Here is an 18,106-nt window from a genome sequence, read left to right as displayed (position 1 = left end):
GTTCCAGTAAGCCCTGCGGAACCCCGAGGAACGTCGGGACGACCGACGCAGCGACACGAGGCCTCGCCCCAGGGCGGGGCCTCGTCTGTGAGGAGAGCGACGCGTGACGAAGAACGAGCAGCACCACCAGGCCCAGGACCCCGAGACCACCGAGACGCCGGCCGACCTGCGCCTCCGGCTGACCCCAGCGCAGCGCGGCATCTGGTACGCCCAGCAGCTCGACCCCGAGAACGCGACGTACCAGATCGGCCAGTACCTCGACGTGCAAGGTGACGTCGACCCGCGGCTGCTGAGCATCGCGCTCACCAAGATCGTGCGGGACATCGACTCGATCAGCATGCGGTTCCGCGCCGACGACGACGGTCCCCACGCGGTCCGCCGCCGCCCCGAGCCGACCGACGACCTGCTCGAGGTCGTCGACCTGCGCAGCGAGGACGTCGTGGCAGCCTTCGACACCGCGCGCACCCGCATGGACGCCGAGATGACCACCCCGCGCGACATCGAGGGAGACGAGCTCTTCGGCGCGATCCTCTTCAGGCTCGCGGGGGACAGGTCGCTGTTCTTCCAGCGCGTCCACCACATCATGCTCGACGGCTATTCCGCCGTGATCGCCCTGCACTATCTGGCCCGTGTGTACACAGAGCTCGACAAGCGCGCCCCGACAGGGCTGCTGCTGCGACCTCTCGCTGGACGCGTGGCGCGCACGGCCGCGAAGACCCCCTCGCCGTTCCCGAGCCACCACGAGCTCCTCGACGCCCTCGAGGAGTACCGCACCTCCGAGGACCACAACGCCGACGAGGCGTTCTGGCGCGAGACCTTCGAGGAGGAGACCACGGTCGACGGCCTCGAGGGGACCACGGGGCGTGCCGCGACCCGCGTGGTGCGGGTCGCCGTGCCGCTGACCGACGAGCAGGCCGCGCCGCTCGCAGCCCTCGGCCGGGACCTGCCCAAGACGATGGTCGGGCTCATCGCCCTCTACCTCGCGAAGATCACCGGCCAGGAGACCGTCTCCCTCGGTCTCCCGGTGACCGCGCGACGCGGCAAGGTCGCGAAGTCGACCCCCTCGATGCTCTCGAGCATCTTGCCCGTCCGCGTCGACGTGTCCCCGACGGCGACGGTCGCACAGACCGTCGCGCACGCCGGCGACGTGCTGCGCGGTGTGGTCAAGCACCAGCGCTTCCGCACCGAAGACCTCCCGAGCGCCCCGTCGCAGGCGGGTCCCTCGGTCAACCTGCTGCCCGTGATCGACGCGCTGCGCTTCGGCTCGGCGACCGGTGAGGTCCGGATCCTGTCGACAGGGCCCGTGCACGACCTCTCCTTCGTGGTCTCCGGCCTCGAGTCGAGCGCGGCCGTCCCGACCCTCCAGCTCGAGGGTGACGCCGACCTGCACACCGTCGAGAGCCTCACCGGGCACGCCGAGCGACTGCTGGCCCTCGTCGCCCAGGTGATCGACGAGCCTTCCGACGTCGCGGTGACCGACGCGCGCGTGGTCGCCGACGACGAGGTCGCCGGACTCCTCGAGCAGGGCGCCGGCCCCGAGCTGCCCATCGAGAGCGAGACAGTCCTCGAGGCCTTCGCTGCCGCAGCCGCGCGCCGCGGCGAGGACACCGCTGTCGTGGCGACCGACGGCACCTTCACCTTCGCCGAGCTCGACGCCGCGTCGACCCGGATGGCGCACCACCTCATCACCCAGGGCGTGGTCCCCGGGCGGTGCGTCGCGGTGCGCATCGAGCGCAGCAAGCACCTGCCGCTGCTCGTCCTCGCCGTGCTCAAGGCCGGCGGCGTCTACGTGCCGCTCGACCCCGAGTACCCGATCGACCGCGTCGCCGGGATGATCGAGGACTCCGAGCCCGCGCTGCTGCTCACCAGCCACCGCCAGGCCGAGCGCGACCGCGCCGCCGGTGCGTCGTGGGACGTGCCCTCGATCGCCGTCGACTCCGACACTGCCGCCGGCTGGCGCAGGTGCAGCGACGACGCGTCGGGCCTCCCGCAGCTCTCGGGCTCCGACCTCGCCTACGTCGTCTTCACCTCGGGCAGCACAGGCCGTCCCAAGGGTGTGGGCGTCGAGCGTGTCGCGCTCCGCAACCTCTTCCAGCACCACAGGACCGACCTCTTCGACCCCGCCGCCGAGCGTCTGGGCCGTCCCGTGCGCGTCGCGCACACCGCCGGGCTGTCCTTCGACGCGGCGTGGGACCCGTTGCTCTGGCTGTTCGCCGGGCACGAGCTCCACATGGTCGACGACGAGGTGCGCCGCGACCCGCAGCGCCTCGCCGACTATCTCTCCGAGGAGGGCATCGACTCGATCGAGACGACCCCGTCTTTCGCCGAGGCGCTGCTGGCCGCCGGTCTGTTCGACCGCGACCCGCACCCGACCGTCGTGGCCCTCGGCGGGGAAGAGGTCGGCCCGTCGCTCTGGGACACCCTCGGAGCCCTCGACGACGTGCACGCCGTGAACTTCTACGGCCCGACCGAGGTGACCGTCGACAGCCTCGTCGCGACCATCACCGCGGGCGCGCCGCACATCGGCTCGTCGGTGCGCAACAGCCGCCACTACGTGCTCGACGCGAGCCTGAGCCCGGTGCCCGACCGCGCCGTCGGCGAGCTGTACCTCGCGGGCGTCAACGTCGCCCGCGGGTACGTGGGCCAGCCCGGCCTGAGCGCCGAGCGCTTCGTCGCCGACCCCTTCGCGAGCGACGGTTCCCGCATGTACCGCACGGGTGACGTGGTGCGCCGCCGCCACGACGGCTCGCTGCGGTTCCTCGGTCGCATCGACGACCAGGTGAAGATCCGCGGCTACCGCGTGGAGCTCAGCGAGATCGAGGCCGCGATGCGCCGCCAGGACGGGGTCGTCGGCGCCGCCGCGATCGTCCAGGGCGAGGGCCCCGCTGCCCGCCTCGTCGGCTACGTCACCGGTGAGGGCGCACCCGACACCCGGCTCGGCGCCCAGGTGCGGGCCGCGCTGCGCGCCGACCTGCCCGACTACATGGTGCCGAGCGCGATCATGACGCTCTCCGACCTGCCGCTCACCCCCAACGGCAAGCTCGACCGCCGGGCCCTGCCCAGCCCCGAGCGCAGCACCGACGACTCCGCCCAGCAGCCGCGCACAGCGGTCCAGCGGACCGTCGCGACGGCCTTCGCCGAGGTCCTCGGCGTCGACTCGGTCGGCATCGAGGAGGACTTCTTCGCAGCCGGCGGGCACTCCTTGCTGGCCACGCGCCTCGCCGCGACCCTGACCACGGCCCTCGACCGGACCGTCACGGTCCGCGACATCTTCGAGAAGCCCACGGTCGCCCAGCTCGCAGGGCTGGCCGAGGATGCCACGGACGACGAGGGTGCTGCAGGTGCCGGGCGACCCGTGCGCCTGGCACCCGCCGCGCGCCCGGACCGTCTCCCGGTCTCGCTCGCCCAGCGCCGCCTGTGGTTCCTCAACCGCCTCGAGCCCGGTTCCGCCGCGTACAACATCCCTGTCGTGCTGCACCTCGAGGGTCCCCTCGACGTGGCTGCGCTGCGCGCCGCCTTCGGTGACGTCGCCGCCCGGCACGAGCCCTTGCGCACGGTGTTCCCCTACGTCGACGGCGAGCCCGTCCAGGTGGTCCTCGACGGTGACGCCGCGGCCGTCCCGTTCACCTCGGTCGACGTGCCCGCCTCCCAGGTGGACGCCGTCGTCGAGCAGGAGGCGCTGCGGCCCTTCGACGTGACCGAGCAGACCCCGTTGCGTGCTGTCCTGCTGCGCACAGCGCCCGACTCCCACGTGCTCGTCGCCACGATGCACCACATCGCCTCTGACGGCTGGTCCCTCGCGCCCTTCGCCCGGGACCTCTCGGTCGCCTACGCCGCCCGCGTCGAGGGCCGCGCCCCCGAGCAGGCCGCGCTGCCCGTCACCTACACCGACTTCACGCTCTGGCAGCGCGAGCACCTCGGCGACCCCGCCGACGAGTCGAGCGTCCTGGCCGAGCAGCTCACCTACTGGCAGCGTGCCCTGGCCGGCGCCCCGGACGAGATCTCGCTGCCGCGCGACAGGTCCCGCGGGGCTGCTGACCCGACCGACTCCACCCAGCAGGGGGTCGGCGAGCTGGCCCTCGAGCTCGACGCCGAGCGGCACGCCGCCGTCCGCGCGCTGGCCGCCGAGCACCGCACGAGCGTGTTCATCGTCCTGCACGCAGCGCTCGCGGTCGCCCTCGAGCAGCAGGGCGCGGGGGAGGACGTGGTCCTCGGCACACCCGTGGCCGGGCGCACCGACCCCCAGCTCGACGAGCTCGTCGGGTTCTTCGTCACCACGGTCGTCCTGCGCACCTCCTTGGCGCAGGACCCCACCCTCGCCGAGGTCCTCGGGCGGGTCCGTGCGGGCAACACCGAGGCCTACGCCCACCAGGACGTGCCCTTCGACTCCCTCGTCGACGCGCTGCGTCCGCCGCGCGTGGCCGACAGGCACCCGCTGTTCCAGGTGCTGCTCACGCTGCAGAGCAACGAGCCCGCCCAGATCGACCTCGCGGGTCTGACCGTGACGGTCCCCGGGCAGGTGACCAGCGCCGGCGTCAAGACCGACCTGCTCGTCGACTTCCAGGCCCCGTCGGGTGACGACGGTCCGCTGGTCGGCACGCTCGGCTACGACCGCGCGCTCTTCGACGCCTCGACCGCCGAGCGCCTGCGCGACGCCGTCGACCGCGTGCTCACGGCCTTCGTCACGTCGACGGACAGCCGGATCTCGGACCTGCCCTCGGTCGACCCGCAGACCGCAGAGCTCCTCGAGGCGCAGAGCACCGGGCGCGAGCTGGCGACCAGGGGGACGGTCCTCGACCGTCTCGACGCGACTGTCGCCGCGCACGGCGACACCCCGGCCCTCGCCGACTCCCACGGATCGCTGAGCTTCTCGGCGCTCGACGAGCGGATCACCCGCGGTGCCCACGCGCTCGCCGCGCTCGGTGTGGTCCGCGGGGACAGGGTCGCCGTGGCACTGCCGCGGACGACCGACGCCGTCGTGACGGTCCTGGCCGCCCTGCGTGCCGGTGCCGTCGCCGTCCCGGTCGACGTCTCCTACCCGGCTGCGCGGATCAGCCAGATCCTCGTGGACAGCGAGGCCTCGGTGCTCGTCTCGGACGAGTCGCTCGCGAGCATGCTCGCCGCAGGGACGGAGACCCCGGGGGCTGGCACAGCCGGACAGCTGCCGCCCGACCTCATCGAGGAGCTCGTGACCCTCGCACCGGCTCAGCTGTTCGACGCGGCGCCATCGGGTGAGTCCTTCCGTCTGCGGCCGGTCCGCAGCGACGACGTCGCGTACCTCGTCTACACCTCGGGGACCACGGGGACACCCAAGGGTGTCCAGGTGCCGCACTCGGCCCTCGCCAACGTGCTCGCCCAGCACGAGGACACCCTCGTCGGGCCGCTCCGCGAGCAGCTCGCGGCGGTCGGCGGCGGAGACGAGACGACAGAGCCGCGCCTGCCGCGCATGCTCCACCTGTCGGGTCTCGGCTTCGACGCTGCCTGGGACCCGATCCTGTGGCTCGTCGCCGGGACCACCCTGCACATGGCCGACGACGTGACCCGCACGGACGCCGAGGCCGTGGTCCAGGCTGTGTCCGAGCTCGGCATCGACGTCCTCGAGACGACACCGTCCTACGCCCAGCAGCTCGTGACTGTCGGTCTGCTCGACGGCGCAGCCGACCGCGAGGTCCCGCTGCTGGTCGCCGTGGGAGGCGAGGCCGTGCCCGGGACGCTCTGGGACCGGCTCGCCGACGCCCCCGGTGTCGCAGGCTGGAACCTCTACGGCCCGAGCGAGTTCACCGTGGACTCCGTCCTCGCCCCCGTCCGGCCCGGCCGGGTGACCATCGGCGGACCGATCGCCAACGTCACCGCCCGCGTCCTCGACGCGACGCTCAGCGCTGTCCCGCCGGGCGTCGAGGGGGAGCTGTACCTGTCGGGGCTCTCCGAGGCTCACGGCTACCGTGGCCGCTCGGCCGAGACCGCCGCACGGTTCGTCGCCGACCCGCGCGGCGACGGCACCCGGATGTACCGCACGGGTGACGTCGTCCGGCGACGCCTGACGGGTGAGCTCGAGTTCGTCCGCCGCGACGACGACCAGGTCAAGCTGCGCGGGTACCGCATCGAGGTCGAAGACGTCGAGCGCACCCTCGAGCGTGCTCCTGGTGTGCGCACAGCGGTCGCCCGTGTGGTGACGCCCGGGGGCCCAGACACGGCGCGTCTGGTCGCCTGGGTCGTGCCCGACGCCTCCAGCGACGCCGCCTCCGACGACACCACCTCGACCGACGGCTCCGCGGTCCGCACCTTCGCGGCCTCCGAGCTGCCGGACTACATGGTCCCGACTTCCGTCACCGTGATCGAGGCGGTGCCCCTGACGCCGAACGGCAAGGTCGACGTCGCGGCCCTCCCAGAGCCCGGTGACCGTGGACCCTCGCGTGCTCCGCAGACCGACGACGAGCGGGCGCTCTGCGCGATCGTCGGGGAGGTCCTCGGGGTCCGCGACGTCGGTCTCGACGACGACTTCTTCGCCCTCGGCGGCCACTCGCTGCTCGCCGTGGCCCTCGCCGGACGGGTCCGCGACGAGCTCGGCGCGACCCTCCCGCTGCGCGCGGTCTTCGACGCCCCGACACCCGCGGCGCTGCTCGCGGCGATCGGACGCGGTGCGACGGCTGCCTCCGTGACCGGCTCCGGCGCGGCAGGTGGGACGAGCAGCACCACGGGTGCCCCGTCCACCAGCCCGGTCGACGGCCCCGTGCAGGGTCTTCGCTCCTGGGTCGCCGACCACCCGCGCCAGGACGGCGAGGAGATCCCGCTGTCCTCCGGTCAGGCCCGCCTGTGGTTCCTCAACAGGCTCGACCCGACGTCGGCCGAGTACTCGGTCGTCCTCCAGGTCGCGCTCTCCGGCGACCTCGACACCGCAGCCCTGGCCGGTGCAGTCGACGACCTCGTGGCCCGCCACGAGGTGCTGCGCACGACGTACCCGGAGGTCGACGGGCGCCCGGTCCAGCGCATCCACGACGCGCCGACCGGGATCGCCACCACTGAGCCCGTCGACACGACCACCGGCTTCGACCTCACCGTCGACCAGCCGCTGCGCGCGGCGATCGTCGAGACCGGCGCCGACAGGTGGCGCCTCGACCTGGTGATCCACCACATCGCGACCGACGGCGCCTCCCTGGCACCCCTGGTCCGCGACCTCGCGGCCTCGTACTCGGCACGTCGCAGCGGTTCGGCCAAGCTGCAGCGCCCTCTCGAGGTGCAGTACGCCGACGTCGCACGACGCCAGCGTGCCCTCGAGGCGGACCCCGCCGGCACTGCCACGGCTGCCGACGGTTCCTCCTCGCAGGACCCGCTGCTCGACGCGTGGATCGAGGCGCTCGCCGGCGCCCCGACCGAGCTCGAGCTGCCCGCTGACGGGCGCCGCCCCGACACCGCCGCGCAGCCTGCGGCGCTCCTCGAGTTCGAGATCCCCGCAGACGTTGCCCAGAAGGTCACCGCTGTCGCGGCCCGCCAGTCGGCGAGCGGATTCCACGGATGGCTCGCCGGTCTTGCCGGCTATCTGCACCGCACGGGGGCGGGGGACGACGTGGTCGTCGGGTCGCCCTCGGCGGGCCGGACCGACCCTGACGTGGCCGACCTCGTCGGGTTCTTCGTCAACACGCTGCCGCTGCGGGTCGACCTCAGCGACGGTGCACCGACCCTCGCTGACGCGATCAGCCGTGCCCGCACGGCGACCCTGACCGCGATCGACCACGAGTCTGTGCCCTTCGAGCGGATCGTCGAGGCGGTCGCCCCCGAGCGTCGTCTCGGACGGCACCCGATCTTCCAGACCATGCTGTCCGTGGAGGAGCCGACAGGGCTGACCCTCGACCTCCCCGGTGTCCAGGCCCAGCCTGTCGCACCGGGGACGACAGGCTCGGCCAAGGTCGACCTGTCCTTCACCCTGCGCCCCCGTGGCCGGGGCCAGGCCGGTGCAGGTGGCCGCGACCAGGACGGGACCGTCGACGGGGTGCTCGAGTACAACTCCGCGATGTTCAGCGTCCACGCGGCCCGTGGGCTCGTCGACAGGTGGGTGGACTTCCTCCGCGAGGTCGCCGACGCCCCCGACGCGCCGATGCTCGACGTGACGCTCGCCCAGGGTTCTCTCGCGCCCCTCGACGCCTGGGCCTCGGTCCGCGAGCCCAGGCTCGTGCTCGACACCTTCGACGAGTCCGTCCGCAGGTTCGGCGAGCAGACCGCGATCGTCGGCACAGGCCACGAGACCGGCGCGAGCCGGGTCCCGGGGGCCCAGGACCACGCCTTCGACGTGTTCCCCGCTGACGACGGGTCGCCCGAGAGTGCCGCCCGGTCCGAGGACAGGGTGCTGTCGGAGAGCACCGACGCGCAGACCGAGGACGCGGACTCCGAGACCGCGGGTGTGCCGTCGCTCGACTTCATCGGGCTCGACGCCCGCGTCTCGGCCCTCGCCGCGGGCCTCACCGCCCACGGCGTGCGCCCGGGCGAGGTCGTCGCGCTGCGTCTGCCGCGCTCGATCGACACCGTCGCAGCCCTGCTCGCCGTGTGGCGGGCGGGCGCCGTGGTCGCCCCTGTCGACGACGAGCTCCCTGCCGAGCGCGTCGCGAGCATGCTGGCGACCGCGAGCGCACGCCTCGTCGTGCACGCCCCGAGCGAGGACGACGCAGACAGCGACGCCTTGCTCACGCACCAGGCGGCAGAGACAGCCGGGATCGCGCCCGAGCGTGTGGTGACGATCAGCGACCTGCTGACCGCGCGCGCCTCTCACGCGACGTCCGACGGGCTGACCTCGTCCGCCGAGGCGACCCCGGACGGTCTGCGGTCTGCCGATGGTCTGCGCTCCACCCGACCCTCCGTGACCGCCGACGACCCCGCCTATCTGATCTTCACGTCGGGGACGACGGGGGAGCCCAAGGCCGTCCAGGTGCCGCACGGCGCGCTCGCGAGCCTGCTCGTCTCGCACTGCGCGACGCTCATGCCCGACCCTGCCGCGGGCCGGGTGCGCCTGGCGCACACCACGGGTGTCGGCTTCGACGCCGCGATGGACCCTGTCCTGTGGCTGGTGGCCGGGCACGAGGTGCACGTCGTCGCCGACGAGGTGCGCCGCGACCCGCAGGCGCTCGTCGCGCTCTTCGCCCAGCGTGGCATCGGTGCGTGGGAGACCACCCCGAGCTATGTGTCGGCCCTCGCCGGGCAGACCAGCCTCACGACGCTGCTCGACGACCGTCCGAGCGACGCGCCGTTCACGATGCTGCTCGGCGGCGAGGCCTTCGACGCCGGGCTGTGGGCCTGGCTGCGCGAGCGCCCCGCGGTCGAGGCGTGGAATCTCTACGGCCCGACCGAGGTCGGGGTCGACTCGCTCGTCGCCCGGGTGGGTGACTCCCAGACCCCTGAGCTCGGTGCGACCACCCCGCACACCATCGGTTACGTGCTCGACGAGCGCCTGCGTCCTGCGCTGCCTGGCAGCGTCGGGGAGCTGTGGCTCGCAGGCGACCAGCTGGCCCACGGCTACGCCGGACGCTCCGGGGCGACGGCGGACCGTTTTGTCGCGGACCCCTTCGCGGCCGACGGCAGCCGGATGTACAGGACCGGTGACCTCGTCGTCGTGCACGGCCGAGGCACCGGGGCTCGACCGAGCGTGGTGTCCCTGGGCCGCAGCGACGGCCAGGTGAAGATCCGCGGACACCGTGTGGAACCCGGAGAGGTCGAGGCGCTGCTGCGCGCCGCCGCCGCCGTCGCCCAGGCCGTGGTCCGCCCTGTCGAGACAGGACGTGGCACGAGCCTCGGTGCCTGGGTGGTCCTGACCGACGCTGCTGCTCACACGGCTGAGGTCACCGACTCCCTGCTCGCCGGGCTGCGCTCGCGGGTGCCCGACTACATGGTGCCCGTGGCCGTGCAGGTCCTCGACGAGGTGCCGCTCACCCCGAACGGCAAGGTCGACGCCCGGGCGCTGCCCGAGCTCCAGACCGCCGGGACGGGCGGCCGACCGCCCCAGACCGCTGCCGAGCGTGCCGTCGCCGCGGCTTACGAGAGCGTGCTCGACGTCACCGGTGTCACGGCCGACGACTCGTTCTTCGAGCTCGGCGGGCACTCCTTCGTCGCCCAGCCGACCATCGCCGCCGTGAACTCCGCCCTGGGCACCTCGCTGCCCGTCCAGGCGCTGTTCCAGGCCCCGACCGTCGCTGCTCTCGCGGCGCTGTCGGGCACGGGTGACGTCGACATCACGGACAGCCTGCGGACGATCCTGCCGCTGCGCGCCGAGGGGACAGGTGCACCGGTCTTCGTGGTGCACCCCGCCACGGGGGTGAGCTGGAAGTACGGGGCGCTGCTCGGGCACCTCGAGAGCCGGCGCCCGGTCGTCGGCCTCCAGATGCCGGGCCTCGCCCCGGACGAGCCCGAGCCCGAGGCCGCCGGCACGCTCGACGAGATGCTCGACGTCTACCTCGACGCCGTCCGCGAGGTCCAGCCCGAGGGGCCGTACCACCTCGTCGGCTGGTCCTTCGGCGGTCGTCTCGCGCAGCACCTCGCCGCGCGGCTGCGGTCGCAGGGTGACGAGGTCGGTCTGCTCGTCCTCCTGGACGCCTACCCGACCCAGGAGTCGGCCCTGGCCGGGGTCGCCGCGGGTGACGCCATGTGGCGCGGGTTCCTCGACGCCAACGGCATCGCTGCACCCGACGACGTCGAGCTCGACGTCGACCAGGTGCTCGCGGCTCTCGCTGAGGCAGGCAACCCCCTCGCCGACGTCCCCGTCGAGTCCATCGGGCGGATGGTGCGCAGGTTCGTCCGCACGGGTGAGCTCTTCGACGCCACCCCCGTGCCGGTCTTCGACGGGGACCTGCACGTCGTCGAGGCCACCAGCGAGGTGCCGGCCGGACGGCCGGCCCCGCAGGCCTGGGAGCCGCACGTGACGGGGGAGGTCACGACGAGCACGGTCGCCGTGCGCCACTCCGACATGCTCTCGGACGAGGCGATGGGCGAGCTCGCGCCCATCCTCGACAGGCTGCTCGGACAAGGCTGAGCTGCGCCGGCCCAGCGCCGTCTCGGCGCTGTCCCGGCACCGTCTCCGCGGTGGCTCGTGCTGTCCCTGCGGCGTCCCGGCGCCGCCACCAGCACGTCTGTCGTGGAGTCCTGGTCGACCTGGATGGGTCCGGATCTCGGTCCGGACCCATCCGCACGCCCGACGGCGGCGAACCACTCTCGACGACAGCCGACACGACGAGAGGAAAGTCGATGACGAACCCCTTCGACGACAACGACGCACGCTTCCGGGTCCTCGTGAACAGCGTCAACCAGCACTCCCTGTGGCCCGAGTTCGCCGACGTCCCCCAGGGATGGGTGGCCGTCTTCGGCCCCGCCGTGAAGGACGAGGCCCTGGGCTACGTGACCGAGCACTGGCAGGACATCACCCCGGTGCTCGACCGGGAGCGCGTCGCCTCGTGATCTCCATCCACGGACTGACCAAGCGCTTCGGCGACTTCCAGGCGCTCGCCGGTGTGGAGCTCGACGTCCCCGAGGGGACCGTCCAGGGGCTCCTCGGGCCGAACGGTGCCGGCAAGACGACCACGGTGCGGGTCTTGACGACCCTCCTCGCCCCCGACTCGGGTGACGTGCGGGTCGCCGGGCACTCCGTCCAGACCGACGGGCACCTCGTCCGTCGCAGCCTCGGGGTCTCCGGCCAGTACGCCGCCGTCGATGAGAAGCTCAGCGGGTTCGAGAACCTCACGATGGTCGGCGAGCTCTACGGCATGCGCCGCTCCGACGCCAAGGCCCGGGCCCGCGAGCTGCTCCGCGACTTCCGCCTCGACGGGGTCTCCGACTCCCAGCAGGCCGGGTCGTACTCTGGCGGCATGAAGCGACGGCTCGACCTCGCCGGCGCCATCGTCGCCCGGCCCCCTGTCGTTATCCTCGACGAGCCGACGACGGGCCTCGACCCCCGCGGGCGCCGCGACACCTGGGACGCGATCGAGTCCCTCGCGACTGCCGGCACCACCGTCCTGCTCACCACGCAGTACCTCGAAGAGGCCGACCAGCTCGCCGACTCGATCGCCGTGATCGACTCTGGCGCGATCATCGCCGAGGGGACCGCGACCGAGCTCAAGGCACAGGCCGGCGGCGCGTGGATCGACATCGTGCTCGCCCCTGGCGCAGACCTCGGCGCGGCCCTGGCCGCAGCCCGCCGCACGGCCGACGACGCCCTCCTCGACGAGAGGTCGCGGCGCCTGACAGCGCGCGCGACAGGGGGCAGCGACGCGTTCCGCACCGTGCTCTCCGCGCTCGCGGACGCTCACGTCGAGGTCGCCGAGGCCGCCCTGCGCCAGCCGACCCTCGACGAGGTCTTCCTGCGTCTGACAGGCAGCCCCGCAGAGTCCCTGGACGCTGACGAGACCGCCGACGCTGACGACTCTGCCCATGCCCCGACCGGAGAGGTGGTGAGCGCATGAGCACCGCGACGACGTCCGAGAGCACCAGCAGCACCCACTCCTCCAGCAGCTCCAGCAGCTCCGGCCGCTCCAGCGCCGCCGGTGCTGTCGCGACCCGCCAGACCGCCGGGGTGTCCCCGGGTGGGCCGATCGAGATCCCGCCGCCGCGCGGGGGAGCCTTCGCCCCGCTCGTCTCTGCAGTCCGTGACGGCTGGGTCGTGGCCCGCCGCAACGTGGTCAACGTGCGCCGGACCCCCGGCGCGCTGGTCACCGGGGTCGCCCAGCCGATCATCTTCGTGCTGATCCTCGCCTTCGTCTTCGGCGGGGCGCTGGGCGGCGACGCCTACCGCGAGTTCCTCATCGGAGGCATCCTCGCGCAGACCCTCACCTTCAACTCCTCCTTCACGGCCGTGTACCTGGCCAAGGATTTGCAGTCTGGTCTCATCGACCGTTTCAGGGCCCTGCCGATGTCGCGGGTCGGTGTGATCCTCGGTCGCACCACCTCCGACCTCGTGACGAGCGGCATCTCGATCGTCGTGATCGTCGCGTGCGGGCTGGCCATCGGCTGGCGTGTGCACACAGGGGTCGGGCAGGTCCTCGTGACCTTCGTGCTGCTCGTCCTGTTCGCCTTCGCGACGTCGTGGATCGGTGCGGCCATCGCGCTCACGGCCCGCAGCGTCGAGGTCGCCCAGAGCCTCGGGCTCCTGTGGTTGTTCCCCGTGTGCTTCATCTCGGGTGCCTTCGTCTCGGCCGACACCCTCCCGGGCGTCCTGCGGACGATCGCCGAGTGGAACCCGGTGACCGCTGTGGCGACAGCGGTCCGGCAGGGCTTCGGCAACGCGCCGCCCGCGGGTTTTGAGGTCGCTGGCGGGTGGCCCGCCGAGCATGCGACGCTGTACGCGTTCGTGTGCTGCATCGCCATCATCGCCGTCTTCGCCCCTGTCGCGGTCGGCCAGTACCGGAGGATCAGCAAGCGATGATCACACTGCTCAGCGCGACGGTCGACGAGATCCTCGCTGTCTGCACCACCGTCGGAGGAGACTCCGACGGTGGTGCCGTCGTCGACCCCGGGGCTCAGACAGCGGTTGCCCATGGCGGGCCGGCCGTCCAGGGAGAGCTCGCGTCTGCAGGTCTGCGGACCGGTGACGTGCTCGCCGTCGGGACAGGTCCGGACCGCGGCCGTGCGCACGGTCTCGAGGCGGCGCTGGGTCTGGTCGACGACGTCGACAGGGCGGCCGTCGCCGCCAAGCAGCGGCCCTCCGACGCCCGCCGGACCCTGGCAGGCCGCGCGGCCCTGCGGCTGCTCGTCGCCGCGCGGGTCGGGGCCCCGGCCACCAGCGCCGCCGACATCGTCGTGGACCGCACCTGCCTCACCTGCGGCGAGCAGCACGGCCGGCCACGTGTCGACGGTCTCTCGGTGAGCACGTCGAGCGCTGGAGACCGGGTGCTCGTCGCTGTCGCCGACGCGAAGGTCGAGGTGGGCGTCGACGTCGAGCTCGTCCCCGACGTGCTCTTCGAGGGCTTCGACGACTTCGCCCTGCACCCCGCTGAGCGTCGCTCCTTGCCCCAGGGCCCGGGGATGATCTTGGGCCGCATCGGCAGCTGGGTCGAGAAGGAGGCTGTGCTCAAGGCCGCGGGCATCGGTCTGACGACCCCGCTCGAAGACCTGCTCGTGTCTGCCGCCCCTGAGGACAGGGTGGTGCCGTCCTCGGTCGAGATGATCGGGGCGTGGGAGTGGCGACCCGTCGTCCAGACGGCGTCGCGCCAGCTGCTCGGGCTCTCGGTCACGGCGCTGCCGAGCCCCGAGGGCTACAGGTGCGCGATCGCCGCCCGCGAGCCGCGCCGCATCCGCTCGGTCCCGGTGGGGTCTCTCGCCGGTGAGCACCCGACGCCGCCGCCGTCGAGCACCCAGCGCGCCGCCGCGCTCGCGTCGTCGTCCCGCATGGCTGCGGCCGTGGCCGCCTTCCGCGGGCTGGCATCCTGACCGTCGTCGCTGTGAGGACGACCCCGACGCTGACCCGTCAGACACTCTGGTGAGCTGCGTCAGACCGAGGGCCGCTGTCTGTCTGAGGCAGGGGCCCTCGGTCTGGTCTCATGGTCGGGACGCGCCCGACCTCAGTCTGACGACGCCCGACCTCAGTCCGACGACGGCCGTCGACCGGCCCGGCGCAGGCCGGTGACGGTCGCACCGAGGCCCAGGGCTGCCACGCCGGCCAGGAGCACGACGAGCGAGGTCCCCGTGCTCGCGAGCCCGCCCGCAGACCGTCGGTCGGGACCCGACGACGCACCGGCGCCCGGCTGCGGCCCGGACCCACCAGCCGCACCAGGAGCCGGGGTGGGTGTCGGGTCTCCGGGGACCGGGACGACAGGCCCAGGGTCGACGGGCCCAGGGTCGACGGGCTCAGGGTCGACGGGGTCCGGGTCGACCGGACCTGGGTCGACCGGCCCAGGCCCGTCGGTCTCGGAGACCACGACCCGCACCTCGACCCGCTCGAGCCCGGCCGGCAGCTGCTCCTCGGGTGTCATGGCGAGCACGGGCAGCCCGTCGACGTCCCAGTGGACTGTCGCCGCCCGGGTGTGACGACGCGGGTCGAAGAGCCCCGCGTCGGTCGACTCGCCGGGGTTGGAGCTGTCGCCCACGGTCCGGGAGTGGAAGACGATGACGGGGTTGCCGAGCTCGTCGACCGTGAACGAGTTGTGCCCGGGTCCGACCTGCCCCGGGACGTCGTCCGTGGTGAGCAGGGGGTACGGGTTCTTGGTCCAGGATGCCGGGTCCATCGGGTCCGCACCGACGGGCATCGTCAGCATCCCGACGCTGTACCTGTCGTCGACCGTGGCGGCCGAGTAGGCCAGGATGATCCGCCCGTCGTGCTCGATCACCGCGGGGCCCTCGTTGATCGACTGGCCGTCGTTCGACTCCCACGCGTAGGTCGGCGTCGAGAGCAGGACCGACCGGGTGACGAGCCTGCTGGGGTCGGCAGGGTCGATCTGCGCGATGCGCAGGTCGGAGGCGCCGGGCTTCTCCGCCCAGACCAGGTAGTGCTTGCCACCGGTCTCGAGGTGGGTCATGTCGAGGGAGAAGTGCGTGAAGGCCTCGGTGTCCCCGGGGACGGCCTGCACCTGCCCGAGGCTGGTCCAGGACGTCGGGTCGAGGGTCGCCTCACCGGCGAAGGAGTCTCCGGTGAACTCGAGCATGACGGGTCTGATGTCCCAGACGCCACCACCCCGTGCCGCTGTGAAGAGCACGTACCAGCGGTCTCCGATCTTCTCGAGCTCGGGTGCCCAGACGTACCTGTTGAGCGTCGGGTCCTGCGCCTCGTGCCAGATCGTCACCTCGGGGGCGTCGGCGAGACCGGCGATGGTCTGCGCGCGGCGCAGCACGACCCTGTCGTAGCCCGTCGGGTCGTCGGGGCGGGTCATCGGGTAGGAGGCCGTGAAGTAGTACCAGCCGTCGTCGCCGAGAGTGACGTCGGGGTCGGCGCGACGCTCGACGAGGGGGTCGGCGTAGACGGTCGGTGTCACGGTCCCACCGACCGTGTAGGTACCCGGGGTGGTGGTGTCGACTGCCGCGAGGTCGTCGGCGTCCCACAGCACGGGTGCCGTGGCGTCGTAGCCGCTGCTGTAGGTGATGCTCGCCGCGGCGGGGAGCTCGAGACCCGAGCCTGCGGCGGCGTCAGGAGCGGTGAGGCCTGACGCGTCCTCGGCACCGTCCGGCGTGACCTCGACGCGGACGTCTGCGAAGGGCTCGACCCCCGTGGCGACGACCCTCCCGAGCTTCGACGTGACCCTGTCGAGCTCGCTCGCCGTCACCGCGATGCTCGTGGTCTGCGCTGCTGCGGCCGGGAAGGCGGCGTCCTGCCCGTCGACGGGCGCGGCGTCGGCGACGACTACCGGCGAGGTGAAGGTCGTGAGGTCCCTCGAGTGCGTCTCGTAGGTGACCCCGTCGGTCCCGACGACCGTCAGCCTGTAGGCGCCGATGCCGTTGTCGTGGACGACGTCCACGCTCGCCGGCACGACGGGCAGGGTCACGAGGCGTTCACCCGTGTACGTCACGAGGTCGGCCGAGTCGTAGACGAGCACCTGCGCCGACGCTGTCGCCTGGGTCGCGAGGAGGCCGAAGCCGCCGGCGGGTGTGCGGAACAGCGACGGTGCGCCGATGCGGGCGGAGCCGAGGGTCGGGTAGAGGATGCCGCGCCCTGAGAGCACAGGGGAGTAGGCGGCGTCTGCTGAGTCGGCATCCGGGGAGCCGAGGGTCGCCAGGTGCAGGACGTCGGTGCGGGTCGTCCCGCCGGTCACGGTGTACGCGCCGACCCGGCCGACGTCGGCGGCCAGGACGGTCACCTCGTAGAGGCGGTCGGTGGTCAGCCCGTCGAGCGCGAAGGTCGCGGTCAGGGTGACCTGCTGCTCGGTGGCACCCCGGGTCACCGTCCCGTCGGGTGCGACCGCGGCGGCATCAGAGGAGGACCAGGTGACGTCCGTGCCGTCGACCTCGGTCCGCAGGACGACGTCGCCCGAGAGGTGCGTGGTCCCGAGGTCGAAGCGGTCCGCGACGAGCTCGAGGCTGCGGCTGGGTGAGTCGGCCGCGACGGTCACCGTGATGCTGCGCTCGACCGAGATCCCGGCTGCGGTGACCGTCGCGGTGAGGACGACCTCCACGTCGTCGTCGGCGGGCCTGTCGACGACGCCCTCGGCGCTGACGTGCTGCGGGTCGGAGCTCTGCCACGTGACGGTCGACCCGCGGCTCCCGGTCGTCGGGAGTCTGAGGTCAGCGGTCACGGGGGAGGGCCCGAGGTCGATCTCAGCGGCGTCGGCCTCGAGCGCCGCGCGGACCGTCGCCTCGTCGTCGACGCCCTCGAGGTAGTCGCGGGCCACCTGGTCGGCCGTGGGGGCCGAGGTCGAGACCGTGAGGTCACGCACCTGGCCGCGCCAGTACGGGTCGGCGTAGGAGGACCGTCCGACGTAGCCGACGAGGTCCGTCCCGAGGTCGGCGACGGTCCGCGTGACCGGGACCGACCCGGCAGCAGCCCCGTCGAGGTAGGTGGTGATGCTGCCGGGCTGGATCACCGTCGTGACGAGCATCCAGCCGTCGCCTGTCGTCGGCCCGGGGACGCCCTGCCCGGCGTTCGTCGGTGAGAGGCCGACCTCCGTGCCCCACGGCGCCGTGGTCGACAGGGTCCCGGTGATGACGGACTTGAGCCGCCCGGCGGGGTTCTTCGCGTTGAGCAGCCAGTACTGGTGCGGGGTGCTCTCACGGGTGCCGAAGAACATCGCGGCGTGGTTGCCCGCGGCGGTCTCGTTGCGCAACCACACGGAGACCGTGAGCGTGGTCTGCCCGTCGACGAGCCCGGCAGGGAGCTCGACGTAGGCGGCGCCGCTCGAGCTCGTACCGCCGGGCAGCGTGAGACCACCGTCGGCTGACGTCGCCCCTGCGCCGCGGAGCACGGCGTCGTTGCCGCTCCCCGAGACGTCGGCGACCACGTCACCGGCGACGGGCGCCGCCGCGAGGTTCTCGAAGTCGTAGTGGGCGAGGACGTCGTCGACGTCGGCCGCACCTGCGAGCTGGCCCGCGACCGAGCGTGTCGTGGTCGCCGAGGCCACCGACGGTGCGAGGGCCAGGGCGGGGAGAGACAGGGCGAGAGCTGTGAGTACGGCTGCGCTGCGTCTGAGCATGATCACTCCGTCGTGGTCGTGGT

At 72.9% G+C, this 18,106-nt stretch carries 6 protein-coding genes; 5 read left to right on the top strand and 1 reads right to left on the bottom strand.

Going from position 1 to position 18,106, the window contains the following annotated elements; translation table 11 throughout:
• Positions 1-103 precede the first annotated feature (103 nt).
• The 5 genes from ASG53_RS11625 to ASG53_RS11605 all read left to right on the top strand — a co-directional run bounded on the left by ASG53_RS11625 (position 104) and on the right by ASG53_RS11605 (position 14,397).
• Positions 104-11,011 (top strand): non-ribosomal peptide synthetase, encoded by a 10,908-nt coding sequence (locus ASG53_RS11625; protein WP_056132995.1) that lies wholly within the window; start codon positions 104-106, stop codon positions 11,009-11,011.
• 212 nt (positions 11,012-11,223) lie between these two features.
• Positions 11,224-11,433, top strand: a complete 210-nt coding sequence (locus tag ASG53_RS11620; protein WP_056132991.1) for an MbtH family protein — start codon at positions 11,224-11,226, stop codon at positions 11,431-11,433.
• Positions 11,430-12,434, top strand: coding sequence for an ATP-binding cassette domain-containing protein (locus tag ASG53_RS11615; RefSeq protein ID WP_056132988.1), 1,005 nt, complete (start codon positions 11,430-11,432; stop codon positions 12,432-12,434). Before ASG53_RS11620 ends, ASG53_RS11615 begins: the two co-directional genes overlap by 4 nt.
• On the top strand, positions 12,431-13,393 hold the full coding sequence (locus ASG53_RS11610) for an ABC transporter permease (protein WP_082543992.1): 963 nt from the start codon (positions 12,431-12,433) through the stop codon (positions 13,391-13,393). Before ASG53_RS11615 ends, ASG53_RS11610 begins: the two co-directional genes overlap by 4 nt.
• Complete coding sequence (locus ASG53_RS11605) at positions 13,390-14,397, top strand: 4'-phosphopantetheinyl transferase family protein (RefSeq protein ID WP_056132986.1); 1,008 nt, start codon at positions 13,390-13,392, stop codon at positions 14,395-14,397. Before ASG53_RS11610 ends, ASG53_RS11605 begins: the two co-directional genes overlap by 4 nt.
• Before the next feature lie 152 nt (positions 14,398-14,549).
• Here the strand turns inward: ASG53_RS11605 and ASG53_RS11600 are convergent, their stop codons facing one another.
• The gene (locus ASG53_RS11600; protein ID WP_156382758.1) at positions 14,550-18,083 is read right to left on the bottom strand and encodes a family 43 glycosylhydrolase; all 3,534 of its coding nucleotides are present in this window, start codon (positions 18,081-18,083) and stop codon (positions 14,550-14,552) included.
• Between the last annotated feature and the right edge of the window lie 23 nt (positions 18,084-18,106).

It is taken from the genome of Sanguibacter sp. Leaf3 (assembly GCF_001425965.1).
Classification (GTDB): domain Bacteria; phylum Actinomycetota; class Actinomycetes; order Actinomycetales; family Cellulomonadaceae; genus Sanguibacter; species Sanguibacter inulinus.
The sequence above is the reverse complement of the archived record's forward strand: the minus strand, read 5'-3'. Positions and strand labels throughout refer to the sequence as shown.